This window comes from Mycobacterium sp. NGS29, from assembly GCF_059812965.1.
Genome location: NZ_JCALDR010000008.1, coordinates 23274 through 48827 on the forward strand (window position 1 = coordinate 23274; position 25554 = coordinate 48827).

General features: G+C 67.4%; 25 protein-coding genes, 1 tRNA gene and 1 pseudogene. 16 read left to right on the forward strand and 11 right to left on the reverse strand.

All coding sequences use genetic code 11. The annotated features are described in order from the left end of the window. Window positions 1-91 precede the first annotated feature (91 nt). The 3 genes from AC5Y5Z_RS13120 to AC5Y5Z_RS13130 all read left to right on the forward strand — a co-directional run bounded on the left by AC5Y5Z_RS13120 (window position 92) and on the right by AC5Y5Z_RS13130 (window position 2026). Complete coding sequence (locus AC5Y5Z_RS13120; protein ID WP_463828745.1) at window positions 92-391, forward strand: DUF4193 domain-containing protein; 300 nt, start codon at window positions 92-94, stop codon at window positions 389-391. Between the two features lie 25 nt (window positions 392-416). After that, window positions 417-1802 carry a cytochrome P450 gene (locus AC5Y5Z_RS13125; protein WP_499925655.1) on the forward strand — a complete coding sequence of 462 codons (1386 nt, stop codon included), beginning with the start codon at window positions 417-419 and terminating at the stop codon, window positions 1800-1802. A 68-nt stretch (window positions 1803-1870) separates the two neighbouring features. Continuing rightward, entirely contained in the window at window positions 1871-2026 is a 156-nt protein-coding gene (locus tag AC5Y5Z_RS13130) for a hypothetical protein (protein ID WP_463828746.1), read from the forward strand. A 65-nt stretch (window positions 2027-2091) separates the two neighbouring features. On the opposite strand, the gene AC5Y5Z_RS13135 is transcribed toward AC5Y5Z_RS13130, so the two are convergent. From AC5Y5Z_RS13135 to ponA2, 4 genes and pseudogenes are all read right to left on the reverse strand, one after another. After that, window positions 2092-2165, reverse strand: a tRNA-Pro gene (locus tag AC5Y5Z_RS13135). A gap of 53 nt (window positions 2166-2218) precedes the next feature. Then, a pseudogene (gene cds1 / locus AC5Y5Z_RS13140) lies at window positions 2219-3324 on the reverse strand (L-cysteine desulfhydrase Cds1). After that, the gene (locus AC5Y5Z_RS13145; protein WP_463828769.1) at window positions 3321-4280 is read right to left on the reverse strand and encodes a metallophosphoesterase; all 960 of its coding nucleotides are present in this window, start codon (window positions 4278-4280) and stop codon (window positions 3321-3323) included. Before AC5Y5Z_RS13145 ends, cds1 begins: the two are co-directional and overlap by 4 nt. A 43-nt stretch (window positions 4281-4323) precedes the next feature. Next, a complete protein-coding gene (gene ponA2, locus AC5Y5Z_RS13150; RefSeq protein ID WP_463828748.1) occupies window positions 4324-6756 on the reverse strand; it encodes a transglycosylase/D,D-transpeptidase PonA2 in 2433 nt (810 codons plus the stop codon). Window positions 6757-7116: 360 nt separating this feature from the next. On the opposite strand from ponA2, the gene AC5Y5Z_RS13155 reads away from it, so the two are divergent. After that, window positions 7117-7467 (forward strand): WhiB family transcriptional regulator, encoded by a 351-nt coding sequence (locus AC5Y5Z_RS13155; RefSeq protein ID WP_463828749.1) that lies wholly within the window; start codon window positions 7117-7119, stop codon window positions 7465-7467. A gap of 468 nt (window positions 7468-7935) precedes the next feature. Here the strand turns inward: AC5Y5Z_RS13155 and bagB are convergent, their stop codons facing one another. Together bagB and bagA are read right to left on the reverse strand one after the other, a co-directional pair. Beyond that, on the reverse strand, window positions 7936-9078 hold the full coding sequence (bagB, locus tag AC5Y5Z_RS13160; protein ID WP_463828750.1) for an ATPase BagB: 1143 nt from the start codon (window positions 9076-9078) through the stop codon (window positions 7936-7938). Further along, window positions 9075-10097 (reverse strand): ATPase BagA, encoded by a 1023-nt coding sequence (gene bagA, locus AC5Y5Z_RS13165; RefSeq protein ID WP_463828751.1) that lies wholly within the window; start codon window positions 10095-10097, stop codon window positions 9075-9077. The genes bagB and bagA overlap by 4 nt, the downstream gene beginning before the upstream one ends. A gap of 76 nt (window positions 10098-10173) precedes the next feature. Between bagA and sp36 the strand changes: the two genes are divergently transcribed. Genes sp36 through AC5Y5Z_RS13180 form a run of 3 tightly spaced genes read left to right on the forward strand, consistent with a single transcriptional unit; the run spans window position 10174 to window position 11588 of the window. After that, window positions 10174-10335, forward strand: coding sequence for a Sp36 family protein (sp36, locus tag AC5Y5Z_RS13170; protein WP_120794267.1), 162 nt, complete (start codon window positions 10174-10176; stop codon window positions 10333-10335). Further along, entirely contained in the window at window positions 10332-10787 is a 456-nt protein-coding gene (locus AC5Y5Z_RS13175; RefSeq protein WP_463828752.1) for a RidA family protein, read from the forward strand. Before sp36 ends, AC5Y5Z_RS13175 begins: the two co-directional genes overlap by 4 nt. A gap of 6 nt (window positions 10788-10793) precedes the next feature. After that, a complete protein-coding gene (locus AC5Y5Z_RS13180; RefSeq protein ID WP_463828753.1) occupies window positions 10794-11588 on the forward strand; it encodes an MBL fold metallo-hydrolase in 795 nt (264 codons plus the stop codon). Here the strand turns inward: AC5Y5Z_RS13180 and crp are convergent. Both crp and AC5Y5Z_RS13190 read right to left on the reverse strand, forming a co-directional pair. Then, complete coding sequence (gene crp, locus AC5Y5Z_RS13185; RefSeq protein WP_463828754.1) at window positions 11585-12259, reverse strand: cAMP-activated global transcriptional regulator CRP; 675 nt, start codon at window positions 12257-12259, stop codon at window positions 11585-11587. The two genes, AC5Y5Z_RS13180 and crp, sit on opposite strands and share 4 nt — an antisense overlap. Window positions 12260-12367: 108 nt before the next feature. Beyond that, on the reverse strand, window positions 12368-12670 hold the full coding sequence (locus AC5Y5Z_RS13190) for a hypothetical protein (protein WP_463828770.1): 303 nt from the start codon (window positions 12668-12670) through the stop codon (window positions 12368-12370). A 183-nt stretch (window positions 12671-12853) separates the two neighbouring features. Between AC5Y5Z_RS13190 and nth the strand changes: the two genes are divergently transcribed. The 4 genes from nth to marP are packed head-to-tail and all read left to right on the forward strand — an operon-like array spanning window position 12854 to window position 16217. Further along, entirely contained in the window at window positions 12854-13534 is a 681-nt protein-coding gene (gene nth, locus AC5Y5Z_RS13195; RefSeq protein ID WP_463828771.1) for an endonuclease III, read from the forward strand. Window positions 13535-13543: 9 nt separating this feature from the next. Beyond that, window positions 13544-14191: a TlpA family protein disulfide reductase gene (locus tag AC5Y5Z_RS13200; RefSeq protein WP_473139893.1), complete on the forward strand. Its 648-nt coding sequence runs from the start codon at window positions 13544-13546 to the stop codon at window positions 14189-14191. Further along, entirely contained in the window at window positions 14188-15015 is an 828-nt protein-coding gene (locus AC5Y5Z_RS13205) for an NUDIX hydrolase (protein ID WP_463828756.1), read from the forward strand. The genes AC5Y5Z_RS13200 and AC5Y5Z_RS13205 overlap by 4 nt, the downstream gene beginning before the upstream one ends. Window positions 15016-15020: 5 nt before the next feature. Further along, window positions 15021-16217, forward strand: coding sequence for an acid resistance serine protease MarP (gene marP, locus AC5Y5Z_RS13210; protein WP_463828757.1), 1197 nt, complete (start codon window positions 15021-15023; stop codon window positions 16215-16217). Here marP and AC5Y5Z_RS13215 read toward each other — a convergent pair. After that, the gene (locus tag AC5Y5Z_RS13215; protein ID WP_463828758.1) at window positions 16210-17154 is read right to left on the reverse strand and encodes an alpha/beta fold hydrolase; all 945 of its coding nucleotides are present in this window, start codon (window positions 17152-17154) and stop codon (window positions 16210-16212) included. The two genes, marP and AC5Y5Z_RS13215, sit on opposite strands and share 8 nt — an antisense overlap. After that, window positions 17155-17679: a phage holin family protein gene (locus AC5Y5Z_RS13220; RefSeq protein ID WP_463828759.1), complete on the reverse strand. Its 525-nt coding sequence runs from the start codon at window positions 17677-17679 to the stop codon at window positions 17155-17157. It lies immediately after the preceding gene. A 245-nt stretch (window positions 17680-17924) separates the two neighbouring features. Between AC5Y5Z_RS13220 and AC5Y5Z_RS13225 the strand changes: the two genes are divergently transcribed. Continuing rightward, window positions 17925-18587: a S1 family peptidase gene (locus AC5Y5Z_RS13225; RefSeq protein ID WP_463828772.1), complete on the forward strand. Its 663-nt coding sequence runs from the start codon at window positions 17925-17927 to the stop codon at window positions 18585-18587. A 1-nt stretch (window position 18588) separates the two neighbouring features. On the opposite strand, the gene acs is transcribed toward AC5Y5Z_RS13225, so the two are convergent. Continuing rightward, window positions 18589-20541 (reverse strand): acetate--CoA ligase, encoded by a 1953-nt coding sequence (gene acs / locus AC5Y5Z_RS13230; protein ID WP_473139892.1) that lies wholly within the window; start codon window positions 20539-20541, stop codon window positions 18589-18591. A gap of 26 nt (window positions 20542-20567) precedes the next feature. Between acs and AC5Y5Z_RS13235 the strand changes: the two genes are divergently transcribed. The 4 genes from AC5Y5Z_RS13235 to AC5Y5Z_RS13250 are packed head-to-tail and all read left to right on the forward strand — an operon-like array spanning window position 20568 to window position 25551. After that, on the forward strand, window positions 20568-22178 hold the full coding sequence (locus AC5Y5Z_RS13235) for a peptide ABC transporter substrate-binding protein (protein ID WP_499925508.1): 1611 nt from the start codon (window positions 20568-20570) through the stop codon (window positions 22176-22178). A gap of 1 nt (window position 22179) precedes the next feature. Next, complete coding sequence (locus AC5Y5Z_RS13240; RefSeq protein WP_463828762.1) at window positions 22180-23106, forward strand: ABC transporter permease; 927 nt, start codon at window positions 22180-22182, stop codon at window positions 23104-23106. Next, entirely contained in the window at window positions 23099-23920 is an 822-nt protein-coding gene (locus tag AC5Y5Z_RS13245; RefSeq protein ID WP_499925510.1) for an ABC transporter permease, read from the forward strand. Before AC5Y5Z_RS13240 ends, AC5Y5Z_RS13245 begins: the two co-directional genes overlap by 8 nt. Beyond that, window positions 23917-25551, forward strand: coding sequence for a dipeptide ABC transporter ATP-binding protein (locus tag AC5Y5Z_RS13250; protein WP_499925512.1), 1635 nt, complete (start codon window positions 23917-23919; stop codon window positions 25549-25551). Before AC5Y5Z_RS13245 ends, AC5Y5Z_RS13250 begins: the two co-directional genes overlap by 4 nt. Window positions 25552-25554 lie beyond the last annotated feature (3 nt).

Sequence of the window (25554 nt, forward strand, 5' to 3'; positions counted from 1 at the left end):
CGGTGGGTGTGAGCAGCATTCGAACGGGGTACTGCCTGAGCCAACGGGCGACCACTAGGTGCCTAGCCCGGTCACTCAGGAGGGAAGAGCTATGCCGACAGTTAGCGATTATGACGCCCGCCGGGTGACCGAGGCCGACGCCGCCGACAAGAATGCGCTCAGCGAACTGGGATCCATGCCCAAGCTCGCGACGGCGGTCGTCGACGACGACCTCAACGATGCGTCCTTCTTCGAGTTGCCGGGCGCCGACCTGTCCGGCGAGGAGTTGTCGGTGGTGGTGATCCCCCAGCGCTCCGACGAGTTCACTTGCTCCTGCTGCTATTTGGTCCAGCATCGCAACCGGTTGCGCGTCTCCACCGGCGGACGCCAGATCTGCGCGGACTGCGCCTGACACTCAGCCGGCTCAGCCGTACGGCATCGGCTATGCAGTAGCGTCACCGACCGTGGGGCTACCTTCGCCGCCCGGTCTGCCCGCACCGCGCGGGTTACGCGGCGCGTGCGCAACCGCGTATGCCGTGATGTACCTCCTCGGCGGCGAGCGGCGGATGATGCGGTTGATCCGTCGATATGGACCGCTGATGACAATGCCGATCCTCAGCCTCGGTGACGTTGCCATCGTGTCCGATCCGGCACTTGCGAAAGAAGTCTTCACCGCCCCGACCGACGTGTTACTCGGCGGTGCGGGAGTGGGGCCCGCCGCAGCGATCTACGGATCGGGATCGATGTTCGTGCAGGAAGAACCGGAACACCTGCGGCGGCGCAAGTTGCTCACGCCGCCGCTGCACGGGTCCGCGCTGAGCGGATACGTGCCCATCATCGAAGAGGCCGCGCGGGCGGCGATGCGGGACTGGCCGGTGGACCGCCCCTTCGAGATGCTGCATGCCGCACGGAAGTTGATGCTGGACGTGATCGTCCGGGTGATCTTCGGGGTCGACGATCCCGACGAAGTCCGGCGGTTGGGACAGCCCTTCGATCGGCTGTTAAACCTTGGTGTCTCAGAGCAATTGACGGTTCGCTACGCGTTGCGAGGCCTCGGTACGTTGCGCATCTGGCCTTCGCGCGCCCGGGCCAACCGGGAGATCGACGACGTCGTCATGCCCCTGATCGCCGCGCGCCGCGCCGACCCCACGCTCGCGACTCAGCGCGACATCCTGGCTCTGTTGATGTGCGCGCGTGGCGACGACGGCCAGGTCTTGTCGGACAGCGAAATTCGCGACGATCTGATCACCCTGATGTTGGCCGGTCACGAAACCACCGCGACGACGTTGGCCTGGGTGTTCGATCTGCTGCTGCATCATCCGGACGCGCTGCGCCGGGTGCGGGCAGAGGCCTTGGCCGGCGAGGAAGCATTCACGACGGCAGTGATCGACGAGACGCTGCGAGTGCGTCCGCCGGCGCCGCTGACTGCGCGGGTCGCCGCGCAGCCGTTCGCACTGGGCGGTTACCTGGTCCCTGCCGGCACCCGCATCGTCGTACACATCGTTGCGATCAACCGGAATCCGGCCGTCTACGACCGCCCGAGCGACTTCCGGCCGGAGCGCTTCCTGGGATCGCGGCCGCAGACATATGCCTGGGTACCGTTCGGGGGCGGCGTAAAACGTTGTCTGGGTGCGGCTTTCAGCATGCGGGAGCTGATCACTGTGCTGCAGGTGCTGGTGCGCGAGGGCGAATTCGATGCGGTGGACAGCACGTCCGAGCGGATCGTGCGTCGCTCCATCATGCTGGCGCCGCGACGCGGCACCAGAGTGCGATTCCGTCCGCACGCCAGCGGTCCAGATCCTCTTGCGCTACCCCGTGATTGAACTGCGCGCAGCGGGGTATTCAACAACTTGTCAGTCAATTAGACAGCGTTCAACAGAAGGGGCGCGACGTGATTATCCTGGGGATCGTGTTGCTGGTGGTCGGTTACTTCACCGGCATCAGCATTCTTTACACAATCGGCGGCATCTTGTTGCTCGTCGGCGTGGTGTTGTGGATTCTGGGCGCGGTCGGTCGCCCCATCGGCGGTCGAAAAGTCTGGTACTAGCACCCGAATGCGGCGAAGGCCACCGACAGTGAAAACTGTCGGTGGCCTTGCTTGTCTTCAGCGAGTCGGGGTGGCGGGATTCGAACCCACGGCCTCTTCGTCCCGAACGAAGCGCGCTACCAAGCTGCGCCACACCCCGCTTGAAGCTTGGCCAGCCTATCGCACCGTCCGGCGGCACCGCCAAACGCGTGGCTAGCCCCACCGGCAGGAGCGCTCGAAGACGGCCAGAGCCTGGGCGGGGCCGCCGGGATCGAGCCCCTGAGCAACCACCCAGTCGTCGTCGAAATAGGTGTCGGCATACCGGTCGCCGCTGTCGGCGAGCAGGGTGACCACTGAACCGCCGCGGCCGTCGGCCACCATCTCGGCCAGCAGACCGAAGGCTCCCCACAGATTGGTTCCCGTGGAGGGGCCCACCCGGCGCCCCAGAACGCTGCTGACGTGTCGCGCGGCGGCTATCGAGGCCGCGTCGGGCACCGCGACCATCCGGTCGACCACCGACGGCAGGAACGACGGTTCGACCCGCGGACGCCCGATGCCCTCGATCCGAGACGACGCTCCCGTCACGACGTCGTAGCGCTGCTCGGCGAAGGCCGGAAAGAACGCGGAGTTTTCCGGGTCGACGACGCACAGTCGCGTCGAATGCCGGCGATATCGGATGTACCGCCCGATCGTCGCGGTGGTGCCACCCGTGCCGGCGCCCACCACGATCCAGGTGGGGATCGGGTGGGTTTCCTCGCGCATTTGCAGATAGATCGATTCGGCGATGTTGTTGTTGCCCCGCCAGTCGGTAGCGCGTTCGGCGTTGGTGAACTGGTCGAGGTAATGGCCGCCGGTCTCGGCGGCGACCCGTACCGCCTCGTCGTAGACCTCGCTGGAATTGTCCACGAAATGGCAACGGCCACCTTGGGATTCGATCAGCGCGATCTTTGCCGTGCTGGTGGCGGCCGGCATCACGGCGACGAAGGGCAAGCCCAGCAGCGCAGCGAAATACGCTTCGGACACCGCGGTGGAACCCGACGAGGCCTCGACCACGGTGGTGCCCTCGTCGATCCATGCGTTGCACAGCGCGTAGAGGAACAGCGAGCGGGCCAGCCGGTGTTTGAGGCTGCCGGTGATGTGGGTCGTCTCGTCTTTGAGATACAGCGCGACGCCGGAGTCGTCACCCCACGCCGAGGGCAGCGGATAGCGCAGCAGATGGGTGTCGGCACTGCGCCGCGCGTCGGCTTCGATCAACCGGATCGCATGTCGGTCCAGCTGCGAGATTTACTTCGGACCGCGATGCGGGTCCGGTCGGTCAACGAACCGACGTAGCAGTCGGCTGTCGGCCCAGGTTGCTGGTCGAGTCGCGGCCGCCCATCGGGGTGGCGATCAGGGTCAGCAGGGTCGCTTCGGGCCGGCAGCAGAATCGCACCGGCGCGAACGGCGAAGTGCCGAGTCCCGCCGAGACGTGCAGGCGCATGTTGGCGCCCCACTGCGACGGCCCCTTGGCCCGGGACCGGTCCAGGCCGCAGTTGGTCACGATGGCGCCGTAGAACGGCAGGCATAGTTGCCCGCCGTGGGTGTGTCCGGCCATCACCAGCTGGTAACCGTCGGCGGCGAAGCGATCGAGCACGCGTGGCTCGGGTGAGTGGACCAGGCCCAGCTTGAGGTTGGCCGCGGGACTGGCCGGACCCGCGATGGTGTCGTAGCGGTCCCGGTCGATGTGCGGGTCGTCGACGCCTGCGGCCGCGACATGCAGGCCGGCCGCCTCGAACTCGCGCCGAGTGTGGGTGAGGTCGAGCCAGCCGCGTTCGGTGAAGGCCGCGCGCAGATCCTGCCAGGGCAGTGGCTCACCCTTGACGCGGTGGCCGGGGTTGGTCAGGTAGTTGGCCGGATTCTTCGGCCGGGGACCGAAGTAGTCATTGCTGCCGAAGACGAACACGCCGGGCCGGGACAGCAGATCGCCCAGCGACTGCACGACTGCGGGCACCGCCTTGGGGTGGGCGAGGTTGTCGCCGGTGTTGACCACCAGGTCGGGATCCCAACTGGCCAGCTCGCGCACCCAGGCCTGTTTGCGCCGCTGATTGGGGGTCATGTGCAGGTCGCTGATGTGCAGCACCCGCAGCGGTGTGGAACCTGGGCTCAGCACCGGAATCGTCACCTCGCGCAGCACGAACGCGTTGCGTTCGACAAGCGAGGCGTAGCCGATTCCGGCAGCCGCCGAGCCGACGACGGCGGCGCCGGCGCGTAGCAGCGTGGGAAGCGGGGCAGTCAGACGGACGTCAGCCATGCCAGGCAGTTTACTGCCCGACCGGCCGCTACGGCGGTGGCGGCGCCGCCGGCGGGGGCGGTGCCAGCAGCGGGATGGTGATAGGTGGCAGACCGGGAATCTCGACCACCTGCGATCCGACCACTTCCGGCGGCAGACTCCCCTCAGGCGGCGGCGGCGGTGCCGGCGGGACGCCATTGCTGATCTGGATGGTCACGATCGAGCCGGGGATGGTCTGGCCGCTGGGCGTGGTGCCGACGACCTCGCCGTACTTGGCGGAGCTGTTGACCGAGGTGGGCTGATCGGCGACCTGGAAACCGGCGTCCCGGAGCCGCTGCCGGGCCTGGTCGACGTCCAGGCCGGCCACACTGGGCACCCGCCCGGCCGGTGAACCGTCCAGGTAACGCGGATCGGTCGGCGGCAGGTGCACCTCACCGAAGTTGTTCGCGATCGGTTGCAGCGCGGTGAACCAGGTTCGCGCCGGCTCGTTACCGCCGTACAGGTCACCGCTGCCGCAATGGCGCAGCGGCGCCGAACACAGGTCGGTTGGTGCCGGGGAGTCGTCGTAGATGTAATTGGCGGCCGCGTACCGGTTGGTGAATCCCACGAAGCCGGACGAACGGTGGGCTTCGGTGGTGCCGGTCTTACCGGACATCGGCAGGTTCCAGCCGGCCGCACCGGCCGAGCCGGCCGCGGTACCGCTGCCGGTGGCGTCCTTGCTCATCGCATTGGCCAGGGTGTTGGCCAGCCCCTCGGGGACCACCTGTTCGCAGGTCTCGGTAGTGACCGACACCTCATTGCCGTTGCGGTCGATCAGCTTGTCGATCGGGCTGGGCGGGCACCACATGCCCCCGGACGCCAGCGTCGCCGCGACGTTGGACAACTCCAGTGCGTTGACCTCGATGGGGCCCAGGGTGAAGGAGCCGATGTTCTGTCGCTTGACGAAGTCGGCCAGACTTTCGTTGCTGTCCGGGTTGTAGTCGCGGGCGGTGCCGGGGTTGGCGTAGGACCGCAGGCCCAGTTTGATAGCCATGTCCACCGCGCGGGACACCCCGATCTGGGAGATCAACTTGGCGAACGCGGTATTGGGCGAGGTGGCCAGCGCATCGGTCACATTCATCGATCCGCGGTAGTTGCCGGCGTTGACCACGCACCAGGTGTCCTTGGGGCAGCCCTTGGCACCCCCGCTGCCCAGGCCCTTGGCCTGGAACCGGCCGGGGACCTCCAGATTGGCGTTGATGCCCATGCCCATGTCGAGCGCGGCCGCTGTGGTGAACAGCTTGAAGATCGACCCGGCGCCGTCGCCGACAAGGGAGAACGGCTGCGGCCGCATGGTTTCGCCGGCCTCGGTGTCCAGGCCGTACTTGCGGTTGCTGGCCATCGCGACCACTTTGTGCGACGTCTTACCCGGCAGGATCACGCTCATCACGCTCGAAATGCCACTCAGCGTCGGGGGCGCGAACTTGTCGATCGCCGCCTTCACCGGGATCTGCACGTCCGGATCCAGCGTGGTGCGGATCAGGTAGCCGCCGCGGGCCACTTGTTCCTTACTGATGCCGGCCCGGGACAGGTATTCCTGCACATAGTCGCAGAAGAACGCCCGGTCGCCGGCCGCGATACAGCCGCGCGGCAACTCCTTGGGCTGTTGCAGGACGCCCAACGGCTGCGCTTTGGCTGCGCGTAGCGCATCGGCCTCATTGGGAATGTTCTCGATCATGGTGTCCAGCACCAGATTGCGCCGGGCCAGTGCACCCTCCGGGTTGGTGTACGGGTTGAGCGAGCTGGTCGACTGCACCATGCCGGCCAGCAGCGCGGCCTGCTGCCAGTTCAGGTCGATGGCGTTGACGCCGAAGTAGGTCTGGGCCGCGTCCTGGATGCCGAACGAGTTGTTGCCGAACGACACCAGGTTCAGGTAACGGGTCAGGATCTCCGGCTTGGTGAAGGTCTTGTCCAGCGTGAGCGCCATCCGGATCTCGCGCAGCTTGCGCGCCGGGGTGGTCTCGACGGCTGCCCGCTTCTCCGCGTCGGTCTGCGCGGTCACCAGCAATTGGTAGTTCTTGATGTACTGCTGCTCGAGGGTCGAGCCGCCGCGGGTCTCGACGTCGCCGGAGGCGTAACCGGCCAGCCCGGTCAGCGTGCCTTTCCAGTCCACACCGTTGTGGTCGGCGAACCGCTTGTCCTCGATGGACACGATCGCCAGCTTCATGGTGTTGGCGATCTTGTCCGACGGCACCTCGAAACGGCGCTGCGAATACAGCCAGGCGATGACGTTGCCTTTGGCGTCCACCATCGTGGACACGGCCGGGACCTGACCCTCGAGAAGTTGCGCCGATCCGTTGGCGACGACTTCCGACGCGCGGTTCGACATCAACCCGACGCCGCCGGCGAAGGGGAACATCAACGCTGTCGCGACCACGCTGGCGAGCACACAGAACCCCGCCAGCTTCAGCAGCGTCAGCGGGACCGGGGGGCGCTCGGACATGCGTACTACAGTAGCGACCTCGCGTCACGTCCCCGCGCCGTGCGGGGTGGGAAAACTTTCTTCGGCAGGTGTTGAACAGGATTCGCACCACGTCGCCGGCCGACCTGGCGGCGATATCACAGGTCAGAGGGCCCAACGGCGGCCCGCGGCGGCCGTCGGGGCCCGCGTCACGATCCAGACGGCACGGACGTCCCAGAAAAACCGTTATCGGACTGTTGCGCAATTAGCACCTGACCACCTAACTTAGATACGCATTGAGATTCAGGTAACACCGATATGCGCAGTGTGGCTCAGATCGCATCATCGGCTGGTACCCGAGGAGGCGGTCGCGATTCGCGGCCGGGAGAAAGGGATCAGCTCGTGTCAGGATCGCGCCCGGGCGCTCGTAAGACGAACCTCACGTCCACCGGAAACCTGCTGCGCAGCGTCGAAGCCGATGACCGCGTCGCCTGGGTATCGCAGGCACTGTGCCGGGCAACCGATCCCGACGAACTCTTCGTGCGGGGGGCCGCCCAGCGCAAGGCTGCGGTGATCTGCCGGCACTGCCCGGTGATGCAGGAATGCGGTGCAGACGCCCTGGACAACAAGGTGGAGTTCGGCGTGTGGGGTGGCATGACCGAACGTCAGCGCCGGGCCCTGCTCAAGCAGCACCCCGAGGTGGTCTCCTGGTCCGACTACTTCGACAAGCGCAGGCGTCGCAGCATCATCTGACCCGGGCCGCACGGCACGTCCTTCCCTATTACTTTTCTGTTACAGCCTGCCTCAGTATGCTGCGGCCCTCATCTTATATGCGCAGCTCAAAGGCACTTTTTCGGCCTCCTGGGCGGGGTCGCATTTGGTGCATCCGTTGAACGGCCGTCAAATAAAGGCCGGTTATCCTCATATCGGTGCAGGTGGGGGCCGTGCCGGACGCTGGACTCAGCGGAGTCGGAAACCTGCGAACGCGCAGCGGGTGGACGCTGATTCCGCCCCCGCGCAGCATGCCTGCAGCCCAGCGCGGACCGACGCTACGGCAAGCCTTCATCATGACGAAAGTGTTACAAGTTAGTTGATAGCACCATGAAACGATGCTTATTTGCGCAGGTCAAGCTGCTATTGAGCGTTACTGATGGGGCAAATGGTAACTACTGCCGTTATAACGGCGTCAAATAAATCGCCCAGGCGGGGTATCGCCGCTGGTTATGCGGTCGAGGTGATCTGGTCGGCCAGAGCGCGCAGCGCTTCGAGGTCGGAGACGTCGAACGGCAGCGACGGCACCCCGATGACGGGCACATGCGGGTTGGCGCCGGTGAACCGCGACAGCAGTCGAATCTCCCGCTTGGCGGTCTGCGCCCGGTCGGCGTGAATCTGCAGCACGGCGGCGGCCAGCGAGGAGGCTTCCGAATCGGTCTCGGCCGCTAACTTTTGGATGGCATCGATGGCCCGTTCGGCCGGCAACGAACACAGCATCGGGTGGGTGCGGTTCAACACCAGGCCCGCCAGCGGCATGGACTCCTCGGACAGCCGGTCCACGAAGAACGACGCCTCGCGCAGCGCGTCCGGCTCGGCGGCCGACACGACCACGAACTGGGTGCCGCGCCGTTTCAGCAACGCATAGGTGCGGTCCGCCTTCTCGCGGAAACCGCCGAATGTCGCGTCCAACGATTGCACGAACGCTGCCGCGTCCCCGAGCATCTGCGAACCCAGGATCGTCGACATCGCCTTCATGGCCAGGCCCATGGCACCCGTCACCAGGCGACCGAGACCCCGTCCGGGCGCGAGCAGCAGGCGCCACAGCCGACTGTCCATGAAACTGCCCAGCCGCTTGGGGGCATCCAGGAAATCCAGCGCGTTGCGCGACGGGGGAGTGTCCACGACCACCAGGTCCCACCGGTCCTGAGCCAGCAGCTGGCCCAGTTTCTCCATGGCCATGTATTCCTGCGTGCCGGCCAGTGAGGTCGCGACGGTCTGATAGAACTGATTGTCCAGAATCGATTGCGCCCGTTCGGAACCCGAGTACTGCATCACCATCTCGTCGAAGGTGCGGCGCATGTCCAGCATCATCGCGTGCAACTCCCCGGGGACCTCGGGTGCCAGCGGTACCCGCTGCGGCGTATTCCCAAGGTCGTTGACCCCCAACGCTTGTGCGAGGCGTTTGGCCGGGTCGATCGTCAAAACCACTACGGTGCGGCCATATTCGGCTGCCCGCAGCGCGATGGCTGCGGCAGTCGTGGTCTTGCCCACACCGCCCGCACCGCAGCACACCACGACCCGGTTGGACGTGTCGGCCAAAAGAGCCGCCATGTCAAGGGTTTCCGGCTTATGGGACTGCGTCGTAGTCATCGAACCCCCTGGTGGGCAAGCGCTTCGGAAAGCTCGTACAGGCTGCCCAGATCGACGCCGTCGGAGATGGTCGGCAATTCCAGCCTCGGCACCTGCAGCGCGTCGAGCTGTTGTGCGGTCTCGGCGCGCGCGGCGATCCGGGTGGCGTGTTGGATGGTCTCGGTCAGCAGGCCGGCGAAGTCGTTGTCGTCCAATTCGATGCCGGCCGTCGCCAGCCCGGCGCGGACCGAGTCCGCGTCGACGACACCTTCGGCGGCCTTGGCCAGGTCGCCGGAGTCGAGGTAGGCCGGAATGTTGCGGTTCACGATGACGCTGCCGATGGGCAACTGCATCTCGGCGAGTTCCTCGATCGCTTCCAGCGTCTCCTGCACCGGCAGCGCCTCCAGCAACGTCACCAGGTGGATGGCGGTCTGGTCGGAGTGCAGCAGTCTGACCACGCCTTCGGCCTGCGAGTGCACCGGGCCGCCCTTGGCGAGGTCGGAGACCGCTTTGGTGACGTCCAGAAAGCGGGCGATCCGACCGGTCGGGGGCGCATCGACGACGATCGCGTCGTAGAGCGGCCGCTTGTTCTTGTCCAGCCGGATGACCGTTTCTTTGATCTTGCCGGTGAGCAACACGTCGCGCAGACCGGGTGCGATGGTGGTGGCGAACTCGATGGCACCGATCCTGCGCATCGCCCGGCCGGCCAGTCCCAGGTTGTAGAACATGTCCAGGTACTCCAGGAACGCGGCCTCGAGCTCGATCGCCAGCGCGTTGACCTGCCCGCCACGTTCGGCGGTGGCGATCTTGACTTCCTGGTATGGCAGCGGCGGTACGTCGAAGAGTTGCGCAATCCCTTGGCGGCCTTCGACTTCCACCAACAAGACTTTGCGGCCGCCGGCCGCCAGCGTCAGTGCCAGCGCGGCCGCGATCGTCGACTTCCCCGTGCCGCCCTTGCCCGTCACGAAATGCAGCCGGGCCTTCGACAGCCGCGACGGCCACCCGACGGAGTTACCGCCGCTCGATGTGTTTGCCACCATCGCATGCTAGCCCTACCGGTTCGGCCGGCCAGCGGGCTGGCCGGAGCTGGTCAACACCGGCCGATAAGCTCGCGTCATGACCCAACCCACGACATGGGAGTACGCGACGATTCCGCTGCTCACCCACGCCACCAAGCAGATTCTCGACCAGTGGGGCGCCGACGGTTGGGAGCTGGTTGCGGTGCTGCCAGGTCCCACCGGCGAACAGCACGTCGCCTATCTCAAACGCCCCAAGTGAGCGTCACTGCCCGGCTCGCGGAGCTGGGCATCACGCTGCCCCAAGTGGCCGCGCCGCTGGCGGCCTACGTTCCCGCGGTGCGCACCGGCAACCTGGTCTACACCGCCGGCCAACTGCCGTTGGTCGACGGTAAGCTGCCCGCCACCGGCGCGGTCGGCAGCGACATCACCCCGGACGTCGGCAAGAGCCTGGCGCGGATCTGCGCGCTCAACGCTCTGGCCGCGGTGGATTCGCTGGTGGGCCTGGACTCGGTGACCAAGGTGGTCAAGGTGGTCGGATTCGTCGCGTCCGCGCCGGGTTTCCACGGTCAGCCGGGTGTGGTCAACGGCGCGTCGGAATTGCTCGCCGAGGTTTTCGGGGACAGCGGCGTGCACGCGCGTTCGGCAGTGGGCGTAGCCGAATTGCCCCTGGGCGCGCCGGTGGAAGTGGAGCTGATCGTGGAGGTCGGGTAACGGGCCGTGACTGAGTCGGCGTTGACGCATCCCGCCTATGGTCAGCTGCGGGCGGTCACTGAGACTGCCTCGGTGCTGCTCGCCGACAACCCGGGTCTGATGACCCTGGACGGCACCAACACCTGGGTGCTGCGCGGCCCGCGCAGCGACGAGTTGGTGATCGTGGACCCCGGGCCCGACGACGACGAGCACATCGCGCGGGTGGCGGCGCTCGGCCGCATCAGCCTGGTCCTGATCAGCCACCGCCACCCGGACCACACCGACGGCATCGACAAGCTGGTCGAGCTGACCGGGGCGACCGTGCGGTCGGCGGGCAGCGGGTTCCTGCGCGGACTCGGCGGTCATCTCACCGACGGCGAGGTGATCGACGCCGCCGGCCTGACGATCAAGGTGATGGCCACTCCCGGCCATACCGCCGACTCACTGTCCTTCATCCTCGACGACGCGGTTTTGACCGCCGACACGGTGCTGGGTCGCGGCACCACCGTGATGGACTCCGAAGACGGAAATCTGACCGACTACCTCGAGTCACTGCAGCGATTGCGCGGACTCGGCCGGCGCACGGTGTTGCCCGGGCACGGGCCCGACCTCGGCGATCTGACCGCCGTCACGCACGACTACCTGGTCCACCGGCACGAGCGGCTCGAGCAGGTGCGCGCCGCATTGCGCGCGCTGGGCGACGACGCGACTGCCCGGCAGGTCGTCGAACACGTCTACACCGACGTCGACGAGAAGCTCTGGGACGCGGCCGAGTGGTCGGTGCAGGTGCAATTGGACTACCTGCGCGCAGAGTCCGGTTAGCGAGCCCGGCGGGCCAGACGTTCGGAGTCCGAGATGAGGACGCTCTTGCCCTCCAGGCGAATCCAGCCGCGGTGCGCGAAATCGGCCAGCGCCTTATTGACGGTCTCCCGGGAGGCGCCCACCAGCTGGGCGATCTCCTCCTGGGTCAGATCGTGGGTGACCCGCATCGCGCCACCCTCCTGGGTGCCGAACCGCTGCGCCAGCTGCAGCAGCTGCTTGGCCACCCGGCCGGGCACGTCGGTGAAGATCAGGTCGGCCAGGTTGTTGTTGGTGCGGCGCAACCGCCGTGCCAACACCCGCAACAGCTGCTCGGCGATCTCCGGGCGGTCAGCGATCCAGGCCCGCAACGCGTCGCGGTCCATCGAGACCGCGCGCACCTCGGTGATCGTCGTCGCACTCGACGTCCGGGGGCCCGGGTCGAAGATCGACAGCTCGCCGAACATGTCCGACGGTCCCATGATGGTCAGCAGGTTCTCCCGGCCGTCCGGGGACCGGCGACCGATCTTCACTTTGCCGGCGACGATGATGTACAGCCGGTCACCCGGCTCGCCTTCAGCGAAAACCGTGTGTCCACGGGGGAAATCAACGGGCTGCAGTTGCTTGGTCAACGCGGCGACCGCGCTGGCCTCAACCCCTTGGAAGATTCCTGCCCTTGCCAGGATCTCGTCCACGTTGCCTCTTCTTGCCTCTTCAGTTGGTGACGAAGTTGATACGGGCAGGCCAACCTGTGACGGCCGACACGATTCTAAAGGTAGGCCAATCTGTGCGGCCTGCCAACGCTACACACGATTGACGTGTCGGATGCGGGTGGGGAGTCCCGTCTCGATTCGTCCGACGACGTCGGCAACGAAGAATGTCTCGGCGTGATGGCGCCCGGTCAGCAACCGGGACTGGGGTGCGGCGGCAAGTCCCAGAGCATGACGGCGGTGCAGATACTCCAGGGCCTCGGGCATGCCCTCGCGGGCCAGGGTGTGCACGTCGACCGCCTCGGCCTGCTCCCGGAATGCGGCGACGTCCGTGCTGCTGACGGCGTCGTGGGCAAGGGTCTTCTCCAGCCGCCCGAGCCCGAGCGCCGCCAGCATCAGCAACCCGGGAATGCAGGCCACCAGCAACCACAACACAAGGGAGAGTAAACACGGACTTCGATCAAGGCGGGGTCTCAGTCAGATCACGAAATAAGTACTCTGTCGTAGGTGACAGCGGCGAAGGCGTCCAAGCGCTGGTCCAATGAGACCCGGACGGGTCTGGTGCGACGGGCGCGGCGGATGAATCGCACTCTGGCGCAAGCGTTTCCGCACGTCTACTGCGAACTGGATTTCACGTCGCCGCTGGAACTGGCGGTGGCTACCGTCTTGTCGGCGCAGAGCACCGACAAGCGGGTGAATCTGACCACCCCGGCGGTGTTCGCCAAGTACCGCACGGCGCTAGATTACGCGCAGGCCGACCGCGCCGAATTGGAGACGTTGATCCATCCCACCGGCTTCTTCCGCAACAAGGCGTCGTCGCTGATCGGGCTGGGGCAGGCCCTGGTCGAGCGGTTCGACGGCGAGGTGCCGCGGACGATGGACGAACTGGTGACATTGCCCGGGGTGGGCCGCAAGACGGCCAACGTCATCCTGGGCAACGCCTTCGGCATTCCCGGCATCACCGTCGACACCCATTTCGGGCGGTTGGTGCGCCGGTGGCGATGGACCGAGGAAGAGGACCCGGTCAAGGTCGAGCGCGCCGTTGGTGAGCTGATCGAGCGCAAGGAATGGACATTGCTCAGTCACCGGGTGATTTTCCACGGCCGCCGGGTGTGCCACGCCCGCAAACCGGCCTGTGGAGTCTGCGTGCTGGCCAAGGACTGTCCCTCCTACGGGCTTGGTCCGACCGAGCCACTGCTGGCCGCGCCGCTGGTCCAAGGACCCGAAACCGACCACCTGCTGGCCCTGGCCGGGTTGTAACCCGCCCGGATGAAAGCACTTTCCGGCACGGCTCGCTGGACGATCGCGGTCCTGGTGTTGGTGGTCGCGCTGGTGGTCGCTTTCGTGGCCGAACTGCGCGGGGAGCCGGTGCCGCCGGCGCACACGCAGGCGCCGGTGCAGCGTGAACACCGCGACGCCGACACCCCCGCAGCGCTGGCCGGCCCACGCCGGCGCGCCGGACTGCCGGCCTGCCCGGGGCCGGGACCGGGGGAGGGCGAGGGCGCCTTGCGGGGCGTCGTGGTGGAGTGCGCGGCCGACGGTGCGGCCGTGGACCTGGGCAGAGCGTTGACCGGCCGGCGGGTGGTGCTCAACCTGTGGGCGTACTGGTGTGCGCCGTGCACTGCCGAACTGCCCGCGATGGCCGAATATCAGCGCCGGGTCGGTTCCGACGTCACCGTGGTGACGGTGCATCAGGACGAGAACGAGACAGCCGCGCTGCTGCGGTTGACCGAACTCGGCGTGCGGTTGCCGACCCTGCAGGACGGTCGCCGCAAAGTGGCGGCTGCGCTGCGGGTTGTTAACGTGATGCCTGCGACGGTGGTGCTGCGGCCGGACGGTAGCGTTGCCCAAACCCTGCCGCGGGCGTTCGGCAGCGCTGAGGAGATCGCGGCCGTGATCGGAGACGGGGCGGGGTGAGCGAGCCGGGCTGTCGAGACAGGAGGGAGACGCCGGTGAGTGCTGCGACTCCTCTGACTCCCGATATCGGCCCGCCCTGGTTACGACCGCTGGTCGACAACGTCGACCAGATTCCCGACGCCTACCGGCGCCGCCTGCCGGCCGACGTGCTGGCCATGGTGACCGCGGCCAGATCGGTATCGTCGTTGCGCCGTACCGGCCGGGACGCCGCGGTGCTGGTGCTGTTCTCCGGGCCGCAGGACGGCCCGGCGGACGGTCGCGTGCCCGATGACGCCGACCTGCTGCTGACGGTGCGCGCCGCCACACTGCGTCACCACGCCGGGCAGGCCGCGTTTCCCGGCGGTGCGTCCGACCCCGGCGACGACGGACCCGTCGCCACCGCGCTGCGCGAGGCACGCGAGGAGACCGGGATCGACGTCGGCCGGCTGCACGCGCTGGCGACGATGGAGCGGACGTTCATCGCGCCGTCGAATTTTCATGTCGTGCCGGTGCTGGCCTATTCACCGGATCCCGGTCCGGTCACCGTCGTCAACGACGCCGAGACGGCGATCGTGGCGCGGGTGCCGGTGCGGGCCTTCATCAATCCGGAGAACAGGCTGATGGTGTACCGCGGCACCTTGGGCAGGCGCTGGGCCGGTCCGGCGTTTCTGTTGAACCAGATGCTGGTGTGGGGATTCACTGGCCAGGTGATTGCTGCCATTCTCGACGTCGCCGGTTGGGCACAGCCCTGGGACACCAACGACATCCGCGAGCTGGACGAGGCGATGGTGCTGGTGGGCGACCCTGCGGCGCAAACCCCGACGAACAGGGGTGGGTTGCGGTGAACTCGATGAGCCCGTCGCAGTGGCTGGACATCGCGATCCTGGCGGTGGCTCTGATCGCAGCGATCTCCGGGTGGCGGTCCGGCGCGCTGGGGTCGGTGCTGTCGTTCGCGGGTGTCTTGCTGGGCGCGGTCGCCGGGGTGCTGCTGGCGCCGCACATCGTCAGCCATATCGCCGCGCCGCGGGCGAAGTTGTTCGCCGCGCTGTTCCTGATCCTGGCGCTGGTGGTAGTCGGTGAGGTCGCCGGCGTGGTGCTGGGACGCGCGGTGCGCGGGGCGATCCGCAACAAGCCGATCCGCACCATCGACTCGGTGATCGGCGTAGCTATCCAGCTCCAGGTGGTGTTGACCGCGGCCTGGTTGCTGGCCACCCCGCTGACGCAGTCCAAGGACCAGCCCGAACTCGCCGCCGCGGTGAAGGGTTCGCAGGTGCTCGCCACGGTCAATGACGTGGCCCCGTCGTGGCTGAAACAGCCGCTGCGGCAACGGCTCTCGGGCCTGCTGAACACCTCCGGGCTGCCCGCGGTGCTGGAACCCTTCAGCCGCACCCCGGTCATCCCGGTCGCCTCCCCGGATCCGGCGCTGGCCAACAACCCGGTGGTGGCCGCCGTCGCGCCCAGCGTCGTCAAGATCCGCAGCATCGCGCAGAGCTGCCAGAAAGTGCTCGAAGGCACCGGATTCGTGATCTCCCCGGAACGGGTGATGACGAACGCGCACGTGGTCGCGGGGTCCAACAGCGTCTCGATCCAGGCCAACGGCAAGACCCTCGATGCCACCGTGGTGTCCTACGACTCGGCGGTGGACATCGCCATCCTCGCGGTGCCGGGCCTGCAGGCCACGCCGCTGGTCTTCGAGTACTCCCCCGCCAAGACCGGCACCGACGTGGTGGTACTGGGTTATCCGGGTGGTGGCAACTTCACCGCTTCCCCGGCCCGGATCCGCGAGCGGATCAAGCTCAGCGGACCGGACATCTACCGCAGCCCACAGCCGGTCACCCGGGATGTCTACACCATCCGGGCCAATGTGGAACAGGGCGATTCGGGTGGGCCGCTGGTCGACCTCGACGGCAACGTGCTCGGCGTGGTGTTCGGCGCGGCCGTCGACGACGCCGACACCGGATTCGTCTTGACTGCCGATGAGGTGCGCAGTCAGCTGGGCAGGATCGGCGCGAGCCAGCCGGTGGCCACCGGAGCCTGCGTCAACTGACCCGGTGCACCTGATCGAGGAACCGCATGAGGTGTCGGGTGACTTCCCGCGGCGCCTCTTCGTGGCTGAAATGCCCGGCGCCGGTGACCGAGATGTAGCGGCCGTGCGGCGCGTAGCGCTGGGTGCGTTCCACCGGGGCGGCCAGCACATAGGGGTCGGCGTCGCCGCGGATGTGCAGTAGCGGGACAGCGAGCGGGGCGACCATCGATTTGATGAAGCGGTGTCCCTCGCTGCGCAACTGGCTGCGTACCGCCCAGCGCTGATATTCCAGCGCGCAGTGCGCGGCCCCCGGGATCCGGATGGCGGTGCGCAGATACCCGATGGTCTGGGAAAAATCTGCGGAGGCAACCCATGGAGAGCTGCTGCGGCTGCGGACCAGGCGCTCGATCTCGGCACCGTTGTGTTTGGTGAGCGACCGCTCGGGCCACCACGGCGCCTGATACCGCAGCAGGGTGGGCAGCAGCGCGCGACCCTGGTCGCGCCGGGCCAGCGTGGAGCGGCGCAGGGCGGCCGGGTGGGGCGAGCTGATCAGACCGATGGCGCGCACCAGCCGCGAGTGCAGCAGCGCGGTGGCCCAGCAGGCCAGTCCGCCGTCGGCGTGGCCGATCAGCGTCGCCGAAGAGTGGCCGAGCGCCCGGATGAGACCCGCCGTATCGCCGGCCAACGTCCAGCCGTCGTAGCCGCGGGGCGGCTTGTCGCTACCGCCGTATCCGCGCAGGTCGACCGCGACCACCCGCGCGCCGGTCAAGTCCCGCAGTTGGTGCCGCCAGGACCACCAGAACGAGCCGAAGCCGTGCAGCAGGATCACCAGCGGCCGCCCGGTGGCCGGTATGCCGGCGTCAGCCTCCACGACGTGGAACCGGATGCCGTTGGCATGCACGTCCAGATGCCGCCACGGCCCGTCGATCCGGACCATCGACGGATCGGGAGCCGCCATCTACCAACCCGAGGGATCGGCGGGCGTCTTGGCGTCGGCCGTGATCGCCTTGGACTGCGGTGCCGCGGCAAGGTTCTTGTCGTGCCCCGGAGTGAAGGCGGTGCGCGCCTCTTTCACCGATTCGATGGTCTGCTGCGGGCCGCGGATTCGGCGAACCTTGAGGAAACCGAACAGCGCGAGCACGGCGGTGACCACCACCATGATCGCGAAGACGATCAGGAACGCCGCCCAGCGCCACAGCCAGGTGTCGAGGAGTTCGGCGAGGAAGAAGAACAAGAAGAAGGTGGAGTAGAACAAGATGACCAGCGCGGAGATGAAGAAGACGCTGCCGGTCAGCCCTTTCTTGACATCCCGGGTGATCTCGGCGCGGGCCAATTCCACCTCGGCGCGCACCAGCGTCGACATCTGCGTCGTGACGTCCTTGATGAGGTCGCCCACCGACGGGTCGCCGACCCTGGCATGCGGGTCGGCCAGCGGAATCGTGGTCAGCGTGTTGGGCACACCGTTCTTGTCAGGTTTGCTCACAGACGATCCTCTCCGTTGCAACGCCCCTGCAGCTCCGGTGGCGCGTCAGTCGTCGCGGTTCATGTTGCCATGTGGCCCGATGCCCGACGAGGCCAGCCGAACCCGCGGCGAACCCGGCCAATACACTGGGCGGACTGTTCTCCGAACCTCTCATCCATCTTCTTCCTCTTTTCGACCATCCTGACGGGAGTATCACTTTGCAGAAGGCGCCCAGCGGCCGAAAGCCCCTCCGGGTCGCGGCGGTGATGGCCGCGTTCCTGGGCCTTCTGATCCTGCCCGTCAGCACCGCGGCCGCCGACGACAAAGTCCCGCTCGGCGCCGGTGCGGGCATCGTCGTCAACACCGGCACCCTGTGCACGCTGACCGCCATCGGGCACGACAAGTTCGGCGACCTCATCGGGTTCAGCTCCGCGCACTGCGGGGGTCCCGGCGCGCCGGTCGCCGCCGAGGGGGCCGAGAACCGGGGCCAGGTGGGCACCATGGTCGCCGGCAACGACGGTCTGGACTACGCGGTGATCAGGTTCGATCCGGCCAAGGTGACGCCGGTGGCGAACTTCAACGGCTTTGCCGTCAACGGCATCGGCCCCGAACCAACGGCCGGTCAGGTCGCCTGCAAGCAGGGCCGCACCACCGGCAACTCGTGCGGGGTGACCTGGGGACCCGGGCAGGACCCAGGCACCATCCTGATGCAGGTCTGCGGTGGACCGGGGGATTCCGGTGCGCCGGTGACGGTGGACAACATGCTGGTCGGGATGATTCACGGCGCTTTCAGCGACAATCTGCCCACCTGTGTCACCAAGTACATCCCGCTCCACACGCCCGCGGTGGTGATGTCGATCAATGCCGACCTGGCCGACATCAACGCCAAGAACCGGCCCGGTTCAGGATTCGTGCCGATCGCCGACTGAGCTACTTCGCCTCGCGGATCGCGTCGAATACATCGGGGTCCAGCAACGTCGAGGTGTCGCCCAGTTCCCGGTTCTCGGCGATGTCGCGCAACAGTCGCCGCATGATCTTGCCGCTGCGGGTCTTGGGCAGCTCGGGCACGATGTGGACCTCGCGCGGCTTGGCGATCGGGGAGATCTCGTGGGCGACCTCGCCGCGTAGATCCTCGACGGTACGGTCACTGGCTTCGTAGTCTTCCCGCAGCACGACGAACGCGCAGATGGCCTGGCCGGTGGTGTCGTCGGTGACCCCCACCACCGCGGCCTCGGCCACCCCGGAATGTCCGACGAGCGCGGACTCCACCTCGGCGGTGGAGATCCGGTGCCCGGATATGTTCATCACGTCGTCGATGCGGCCCAGGACCCAGATGTCGCCGTCGGGGTCGAACCGGGCGCCGTCGCCGGCGAAGTAGTAGCCGTGCTCGGCGTACTTGGACCAGTAGGTCTTCTGGTACCGCTCCGGGTCGCCCCAGATACCGCGCAACATCCCCGGCCACGGCTGGTCCAGAACGAGGTAACCGGTGACGTGCTCTTCCCCCTCCTTGTCGGGAGGTAGCGGTTCGCCGTGGTCGTCGACGATCTTCGCCGAGATGCCCGGCAGCGCCGCCATCGCCGAACCTGGTTTCGCGGCGGCCACGCCGGGCAGCGGGGAGATCATCGCCGCACCGGTCTCGGTCTGCCACCAGGTGTCGACCACCGGCACCCGCCCGCCGCCGATCACGTCGCGGTACCAGCGCCAGGCTTCGGGATTGATGATCTCGCCGACCGTGCCCAGCAGTCGCACGCTGGACAGGTCATGCGCGTCCGGAATCTCCCGCCCCCACTTCATGAACGTGCGGATCAGCGTAGGAGCCGTGTAATAGATTGTGACGCCGTATCTTTCGATGATCTCGAAATGCCGGTGCTGGCTCGGGGTGTTCGGGGTGCCCTCGTAGAGCACCTCGGTGATGCCGCTGGACAGCGGCCCGTAGACGCCGTAGGTGTGTCCGGTGACCCAGCCGATGTCGGCGGTGCACCAGAACACGTCGCTGTCCGGCTTGACGTCGAAGATCGCGTGCATGGTGTAGGCGCACTGGGTCAGGTAACCGCCGCTGGTGTGCACGATCCCTTTGGGCTTGCCGGTGGTGCCCGAGGTGTAGAGCAGGAACAACGGCTGCTCGGCATCGAAGGCCTCGGCCACGTGCTCCGGGGCGGCCGCGTCGACGACATCGTGCCACCACAGATCGCGGTCGTCGTCCCAGGACACGTCGACCCCGGTGCGCCGCACCACCAGCACGTGCTCGACCGGGCTGCCGTCGACCGAGACCGCCTCGTCGGCGGCCTCTTTCAGCGGTGCGGGCTTGCCGCGGCGGAACTGGCCGTCGGCGGTGATCAACAGCTTGGCGTCGGCGTCGGCGATCCGGGCCTGCAGCGCGTGCGCGGTGAAGCCGCCAAACACCACGGTGTGCATGACGCCCAGTCGGGCGCAGGCCAGCATCGCGATCACCGCCTCGGGGATCAGCGGTAGGTAGATGGCCACCCGGTCCCCGGCCACCAGGCCGAGGTCGGTCAGCGCGTTGGCCGCCTTGCACACTTCTGTCTGCAGGTCCGCGTAGGTGAAGGTGCGCCGGTGGTCGTCGGGCTCGCCTTCCCAGTGGAACGCGACCCGGTCGCCGTGGCCGGCTTCGACATGGCGATCCACACAGTTGTAGGCGACGTTGAGCTTGCCTCCGACGAACCACTTGGCGAACGGCGCGTCCGACCAGTCCAGCACCTCGGTGAACGGCGTCTCCCAGGCCAGCCGGTCGGCCTGTTCGGCCCAGAACGCCAGGCGGTCTTCGGCGGCCTTCTCGTAGAGCTCCGCGCGGGCGTTGGCCTGGTCGACGAAGTGCTCGGGCGGTGGGTAAGTAGACGGGCCTTCGGCGGTGGCGTCTGTCACGTAGCGAGCCTATTAGGGTCGCTGTCATGCGTCGGATGCGGGCCGCGCTGGCCGCCCTGCTGGTGTCTGCTCACTTGGCGGGCTGTGGCGGCGGCATGCTGACACCCGAGGTGGTGGTGGTCAATGGTGCCGAGCCACCCAACCCGCTGATCCCGACCGGCACCAACGACTCCAACGGCGGCCGCATCATCGACCGGTTGTTCGCGGGCCTGATGTCGTACGACGCGGCGGGCCGGCCATCCCCGGAGGTGGCCGAGTCGATCGAGAGCACCGACAACATCAACTACCGCATTGTGCTCAAACCGGGATGGAAGTTCACCGACGGCTCGCCGGTCACCGCTCATTCGTTCGTCGACGCGTGGAACTACGGGGCGTTGAGCGCCAACGCCCAACTGCAGCAGAACTTCTTCAGCCCGATCGCCGGCTACGACGAAGTGGCCGGCCCACCCGGGGACGGCCGGCCTACCAGCATGTCCGGGCTGCGCGTCGTCAACGATCTCGAGTTCACCGTCCGGCTGCAGGCACCGACCATCGACTTCATCATGAGCCTGGGGCACAGCGCCTTCTACCCGTTGCCGCCCATGGCATTTCGCGACATGGCGGCATTCGGCCGCAGCCCGGTCGGCAACGGGCCTTACCGGCTCGCCGACAGTGCCGACGGGCCGGCATGGGAACACAACGTCAAGATCGACCTGGTGCCCAACCCCGACTACCACGGCAACCGCAAGCCGCACAACAAAGGTCTGCGGTTCGAGTTCTACGCCAACCTGGACACCGCGTACGCCGACCTGCTGTCGGGCAATCTGGATGTGCTGGATACGATTCCGTCCAGCGCGTTGCCTATCTATCAGCGCGACCTGGGTGGCAATGCCGGCAAGGCGCCGGTCGCGGTCAGCCAGTCGGTGGACACACCGCTGCGGTTGCCCCACTTCGGCGGCGAGGAGGGCCGGTTGCGCCGACTGGCCCTGTCGGCGGCCATCAACCGCCCGCAGATCTGCCAACAGATATTCAGCGGAACACGGCAGCCGGCAAGGGATTTCACTGCCAGCTCGCTGCCGGGGTTCGACCCGAACATTCCGGGAAGCGATGCGTTGGACTTCAATCCTGCTCGCGCGCAGCGACTCTGGGCACAGGCCAATGCCATCTCGCCGTGGACGGGACGGTACGCGATCGCCTACAACGCCGACAGCGGTCATCAGGAGTGGGTGGACGCGGTGGCCAACAGCATCAAGAACGTGCTCGGTATTGACGCGGCCGGGGCGCCACAGCCCACGTTCGCCGGGTTCCGCACCCAAATCACCAACCGGACCATCAATACGGCCTTCCGAGCCGGCTGGATCGGGGACTACCCGTCGATGATCGAATTCCTCGCACCGCTCTACGCCACCGGCGCCGGTTCCAACGATGTGGGGTACTCCAGTCGGGAGTTCGACGCCGCGCTGGCCGCCGCCGAAGCGGCGCCCGACGTGCACGAGGCCGATCTGCGGGTCAACATCGCACAGCGAATTCTGTTGCGCGACATGCCTGCCATTCCGCTGTGGTACTACATCAGTGTGATCGGTTGGTCGGCTCAGGTGAGCAATGTGCAGCCCACCTGGAACGGTCTGCCCGACTACGAGAACCTGCACAAGGGCTGACATGGGCTGGTATGTGCTGCGCCGGATCGCGGTGATGGTGCCGGTTTTCCTGGGCGCCACCCTGCTGATCTACGGCATGGTGTTCCTGCTGCCCGGCGATCCGGTGGCCGCCATCGCCGGCGACCGGCCGCTGAGCCCGGCGGTCGCCGCGCAACTACGCGCCCAATACCACCTCGACGACCCGTTCCTGGTGCAGTACCTGCGCTACCTGGGTGGCCTGCTGCACGGCGATCTGGGCCGCGCGTACTCCGGTCTTCCGGTCAGCGCCGTTCTGGCACATGCCTTTCCGGTGACGATACGGCTGGCGCTGATCGCTCTGGTGGTGGAGGCGGTGCTGGGGATCGGGTTCGGCGTGATCGCCGGACTGCGCCAGGGCGGTGTCTTCGATGCCACGGTGCTGGTCGCCGGACTGGTCATCATCGCGATCCCGATTTTCGTGTTGGGCTTCCTGGCGCAGTTCGTGTTCGGGGTCCGGCTGGGGTGGGCGCCCGTCACGGTCGGGGGACGGGCCAGCTTCGACCGGCTGCTGCTGCCCGGCATCGTTCTGGGTCTGGTGTCCTTCGCCTACGTGGTGCGGCTGACCCGCTCCGCAGTGGCCGCCAATGCCCACGCCGACTATGTGCGCACCGCCACCGCCAAGGGGTTGTCGCGGTCGCGGGTGGTCACCGTGCACATCCTGCGCAATTCGCTGATCCCGGTGGTGACGTTCCTGGGTGCCGACCTGGGCGCGCTGATGGGTGGCGCCATAGTGACCGAAGGGATTTTCAACATCCACGGCGTCGGCGGTGTGCTGTATCAGGCGGTCACCAGGCAGGAGGCGCCTACAGTGGTGTCGATCGTCACGGTGCTGGTGCTGATCTACCTGGTGAGCAATCTGCTGGTGGATCTGCTCTACGCCGCGCTGGATCCCAGGATCCGGTATGTATAGGCGACCCAAGTTCGTCATCGCTGCGGCAATGATCGTGCTGATCCTGCTCGTAGCGGCGTTTCCGTCGTTGTTCACCGGGGCCGACCCCACCTACGCCGACCCGGGTCAGAGCCTGCTGCCCCCGTCGGCCGCGCACTGGTTCGGCACGGACCTGCAGGGCCATGACATCTACGCGCGCACCATCTATGGCGCCCGGGCGTCGGTGATGGTCGGGCTCGGCGCAACGATGGCCGTGTTCGTCGTCGGCGGGGTGTTGGGCGCCCTGGCCGGCTTTTACGGTGGCTGGCTCGACGCGGTGGTGTCCCGTCTGACCGACGTGTTCTTCGGGTTGCCGCTGCTGTTGGCCGCCATTGTGCTCATGCAGGTGCTGCGGCACCGAACGGTGTGGACGGTGATCGCCATCCTGGCGTTGTTCGGCTGGCCGCAGGTGGCCAGGATCGCGCGCAGCTCGATTCTCCAGGTACGGGGCAGCGATTACGTGCTGGCGGCGAAAGCATTGGGGCTGGGCAGGTTTCGTATCCTGCTCCGGCATGCGGTGCCGAACGCGATAGGCCCCGTCATCGCGGTGGCCACCATCGCCTTGGGCGCCTTCATCGTGACCGAGGCGACGTTGTCCTACCTCGGTGTCGGGTTACCGCCGTCGGTGGTCTCCTGGGGTGGGGACATCAACGTGGCGCAGATGCGGCTGCGGGCCGGTTCACCCATCCTGTTCTATCCCGCCGGCGCGCTGGCGATCACGGTGCTGGCGTTCATGGTCATGGGGGACGCGCTGCGCGACGGTCTGGATCCGGCATCCAAGGCGTGGCGGGCATGAGCGCGCTGCTGTCGGTAGCGGGTCTGGAGGTCAGCTTCGGGGACCAGCAGGCGGTCCGCGGGATGTCTTTCTCGGTGCTGCCCGGGCAGACCGTCGCGGTCGTGGGGGAATCGGGGTCGGGCAAGTCCACCGCGGCAGCGGCCGTCCTGGGACTGCTCGCACCGGGTGGCCGAATCACCGCCGGCCGCATCGTTTTCGACGGCCGCGACATCACCCGGGCCGGTGAACGCGCGATGCGCAGCATCCGCGGCCGGGAGATCGGATACGTGCCCCAGGATCCGATGACCAACCTCAACCCGGTCTGGAAAGTCGGCTTTCAGGTTCGAGAAGCGTTGCGGGCCAATGCCGATGGCCGCGCGGCGCGACGGCGCGCGGTTGAGCTGCTCGCCGAGGCGGGGATGCGCGACCCGGCCCGGCAGGCCGGCCGGTATCCACACCAGCTGTCCGGCGGGATGTGCCAGCGCGCGCTGATCGCGATCGGACTCGCCGGCCGGCCGCGGCTGCTGATCGCCGACGAACCGACGTCGGCGCTGGACGTCACCGTGCAACGCCAGGTCCTCGATCATCTCGGCCACCTCACCGACGAACTGGGGACTGCGCTGCTGCTGATCACCCACGACCTGGCACTGGCGGCGCAGCGGGCCGAATCCGTGATCGTGGTGCATCGTGGTGTCGTGGTTGAATCCGGTGCAGCGCAGGAGATTCTGCGCCACCCGCAACACGAGTACACGCGTCGGCTGGTGGCCGCCGCGCCGTCGCTGCGGGCTCGGGACAAGCGCTCAGCCCAGATTCGGGAACGGGTAGCAGCGACGGCGACCGAGCACGCTGGGGGTTCCGCGGACATCCTCGTCGTGTCGGAGTTGACCAAGACCTACCGCGAATCACCCGGCGTGCCGTGGCGTCGCGCGGAATTTCGCGCCGTCGACGCCGTCTCGTTCCGGCTGGCCCGGGCCGGCACCCTGGCCGTGGTCGGCGAGTCGGGGTCGGGCAAGTCGACGCTGGCGCGGATGGTGCTGGGCCTGTTGCGGCCGACGTCGGGCAGCGTGGTTTTCGACGGGACCGATGTCACCACGCTGGACCGCCGCGCAGAATTGGCGTTTCGCCGTCGGGTGCAGCCGGTCTTCCAGAATCCCTACAGCAGCCTGGACCCGATGTACTCGGTGGCCCGCGCGGTGGAGGAGCCACTGCGGATCCACCGGGTCGGCGACCGTGCCCAGCGTCGGCGGGCGGTGCGCGAATTGCTCGACCAGGTGGCGCTGCCGTCCTCGGTGCTTGACCGGCTGCCCCGCGAACTGTCCGGCGGGCAACGGCAACGGGTGGCGATCGCGCGGGCGCTGGCGCTGCGGCCCGATGTGTTGGTGTGCGACGAGGCGGTCTCCGCGCTCGACGTGCTGGTGCAGGCGCAGATCCTGAACCTGCTGGCCGAACTGCAGGCCGAGCTGGGCCTGACGTATCTGTTCATCAGCCACGATCTGGCGGTGATCCGCCAGATCTCCGACGACGTGCTGGTGATGCGGGACGGGCGGGTGGTCGAACACGCCGCCACTGAACAGGTTTTCACCGCGCCACAGCACGACTACACCCGGCAGTTGTTGGAGGCCATCCCCGGCGCCCCGGCGGCGTCCCGCTAGTTT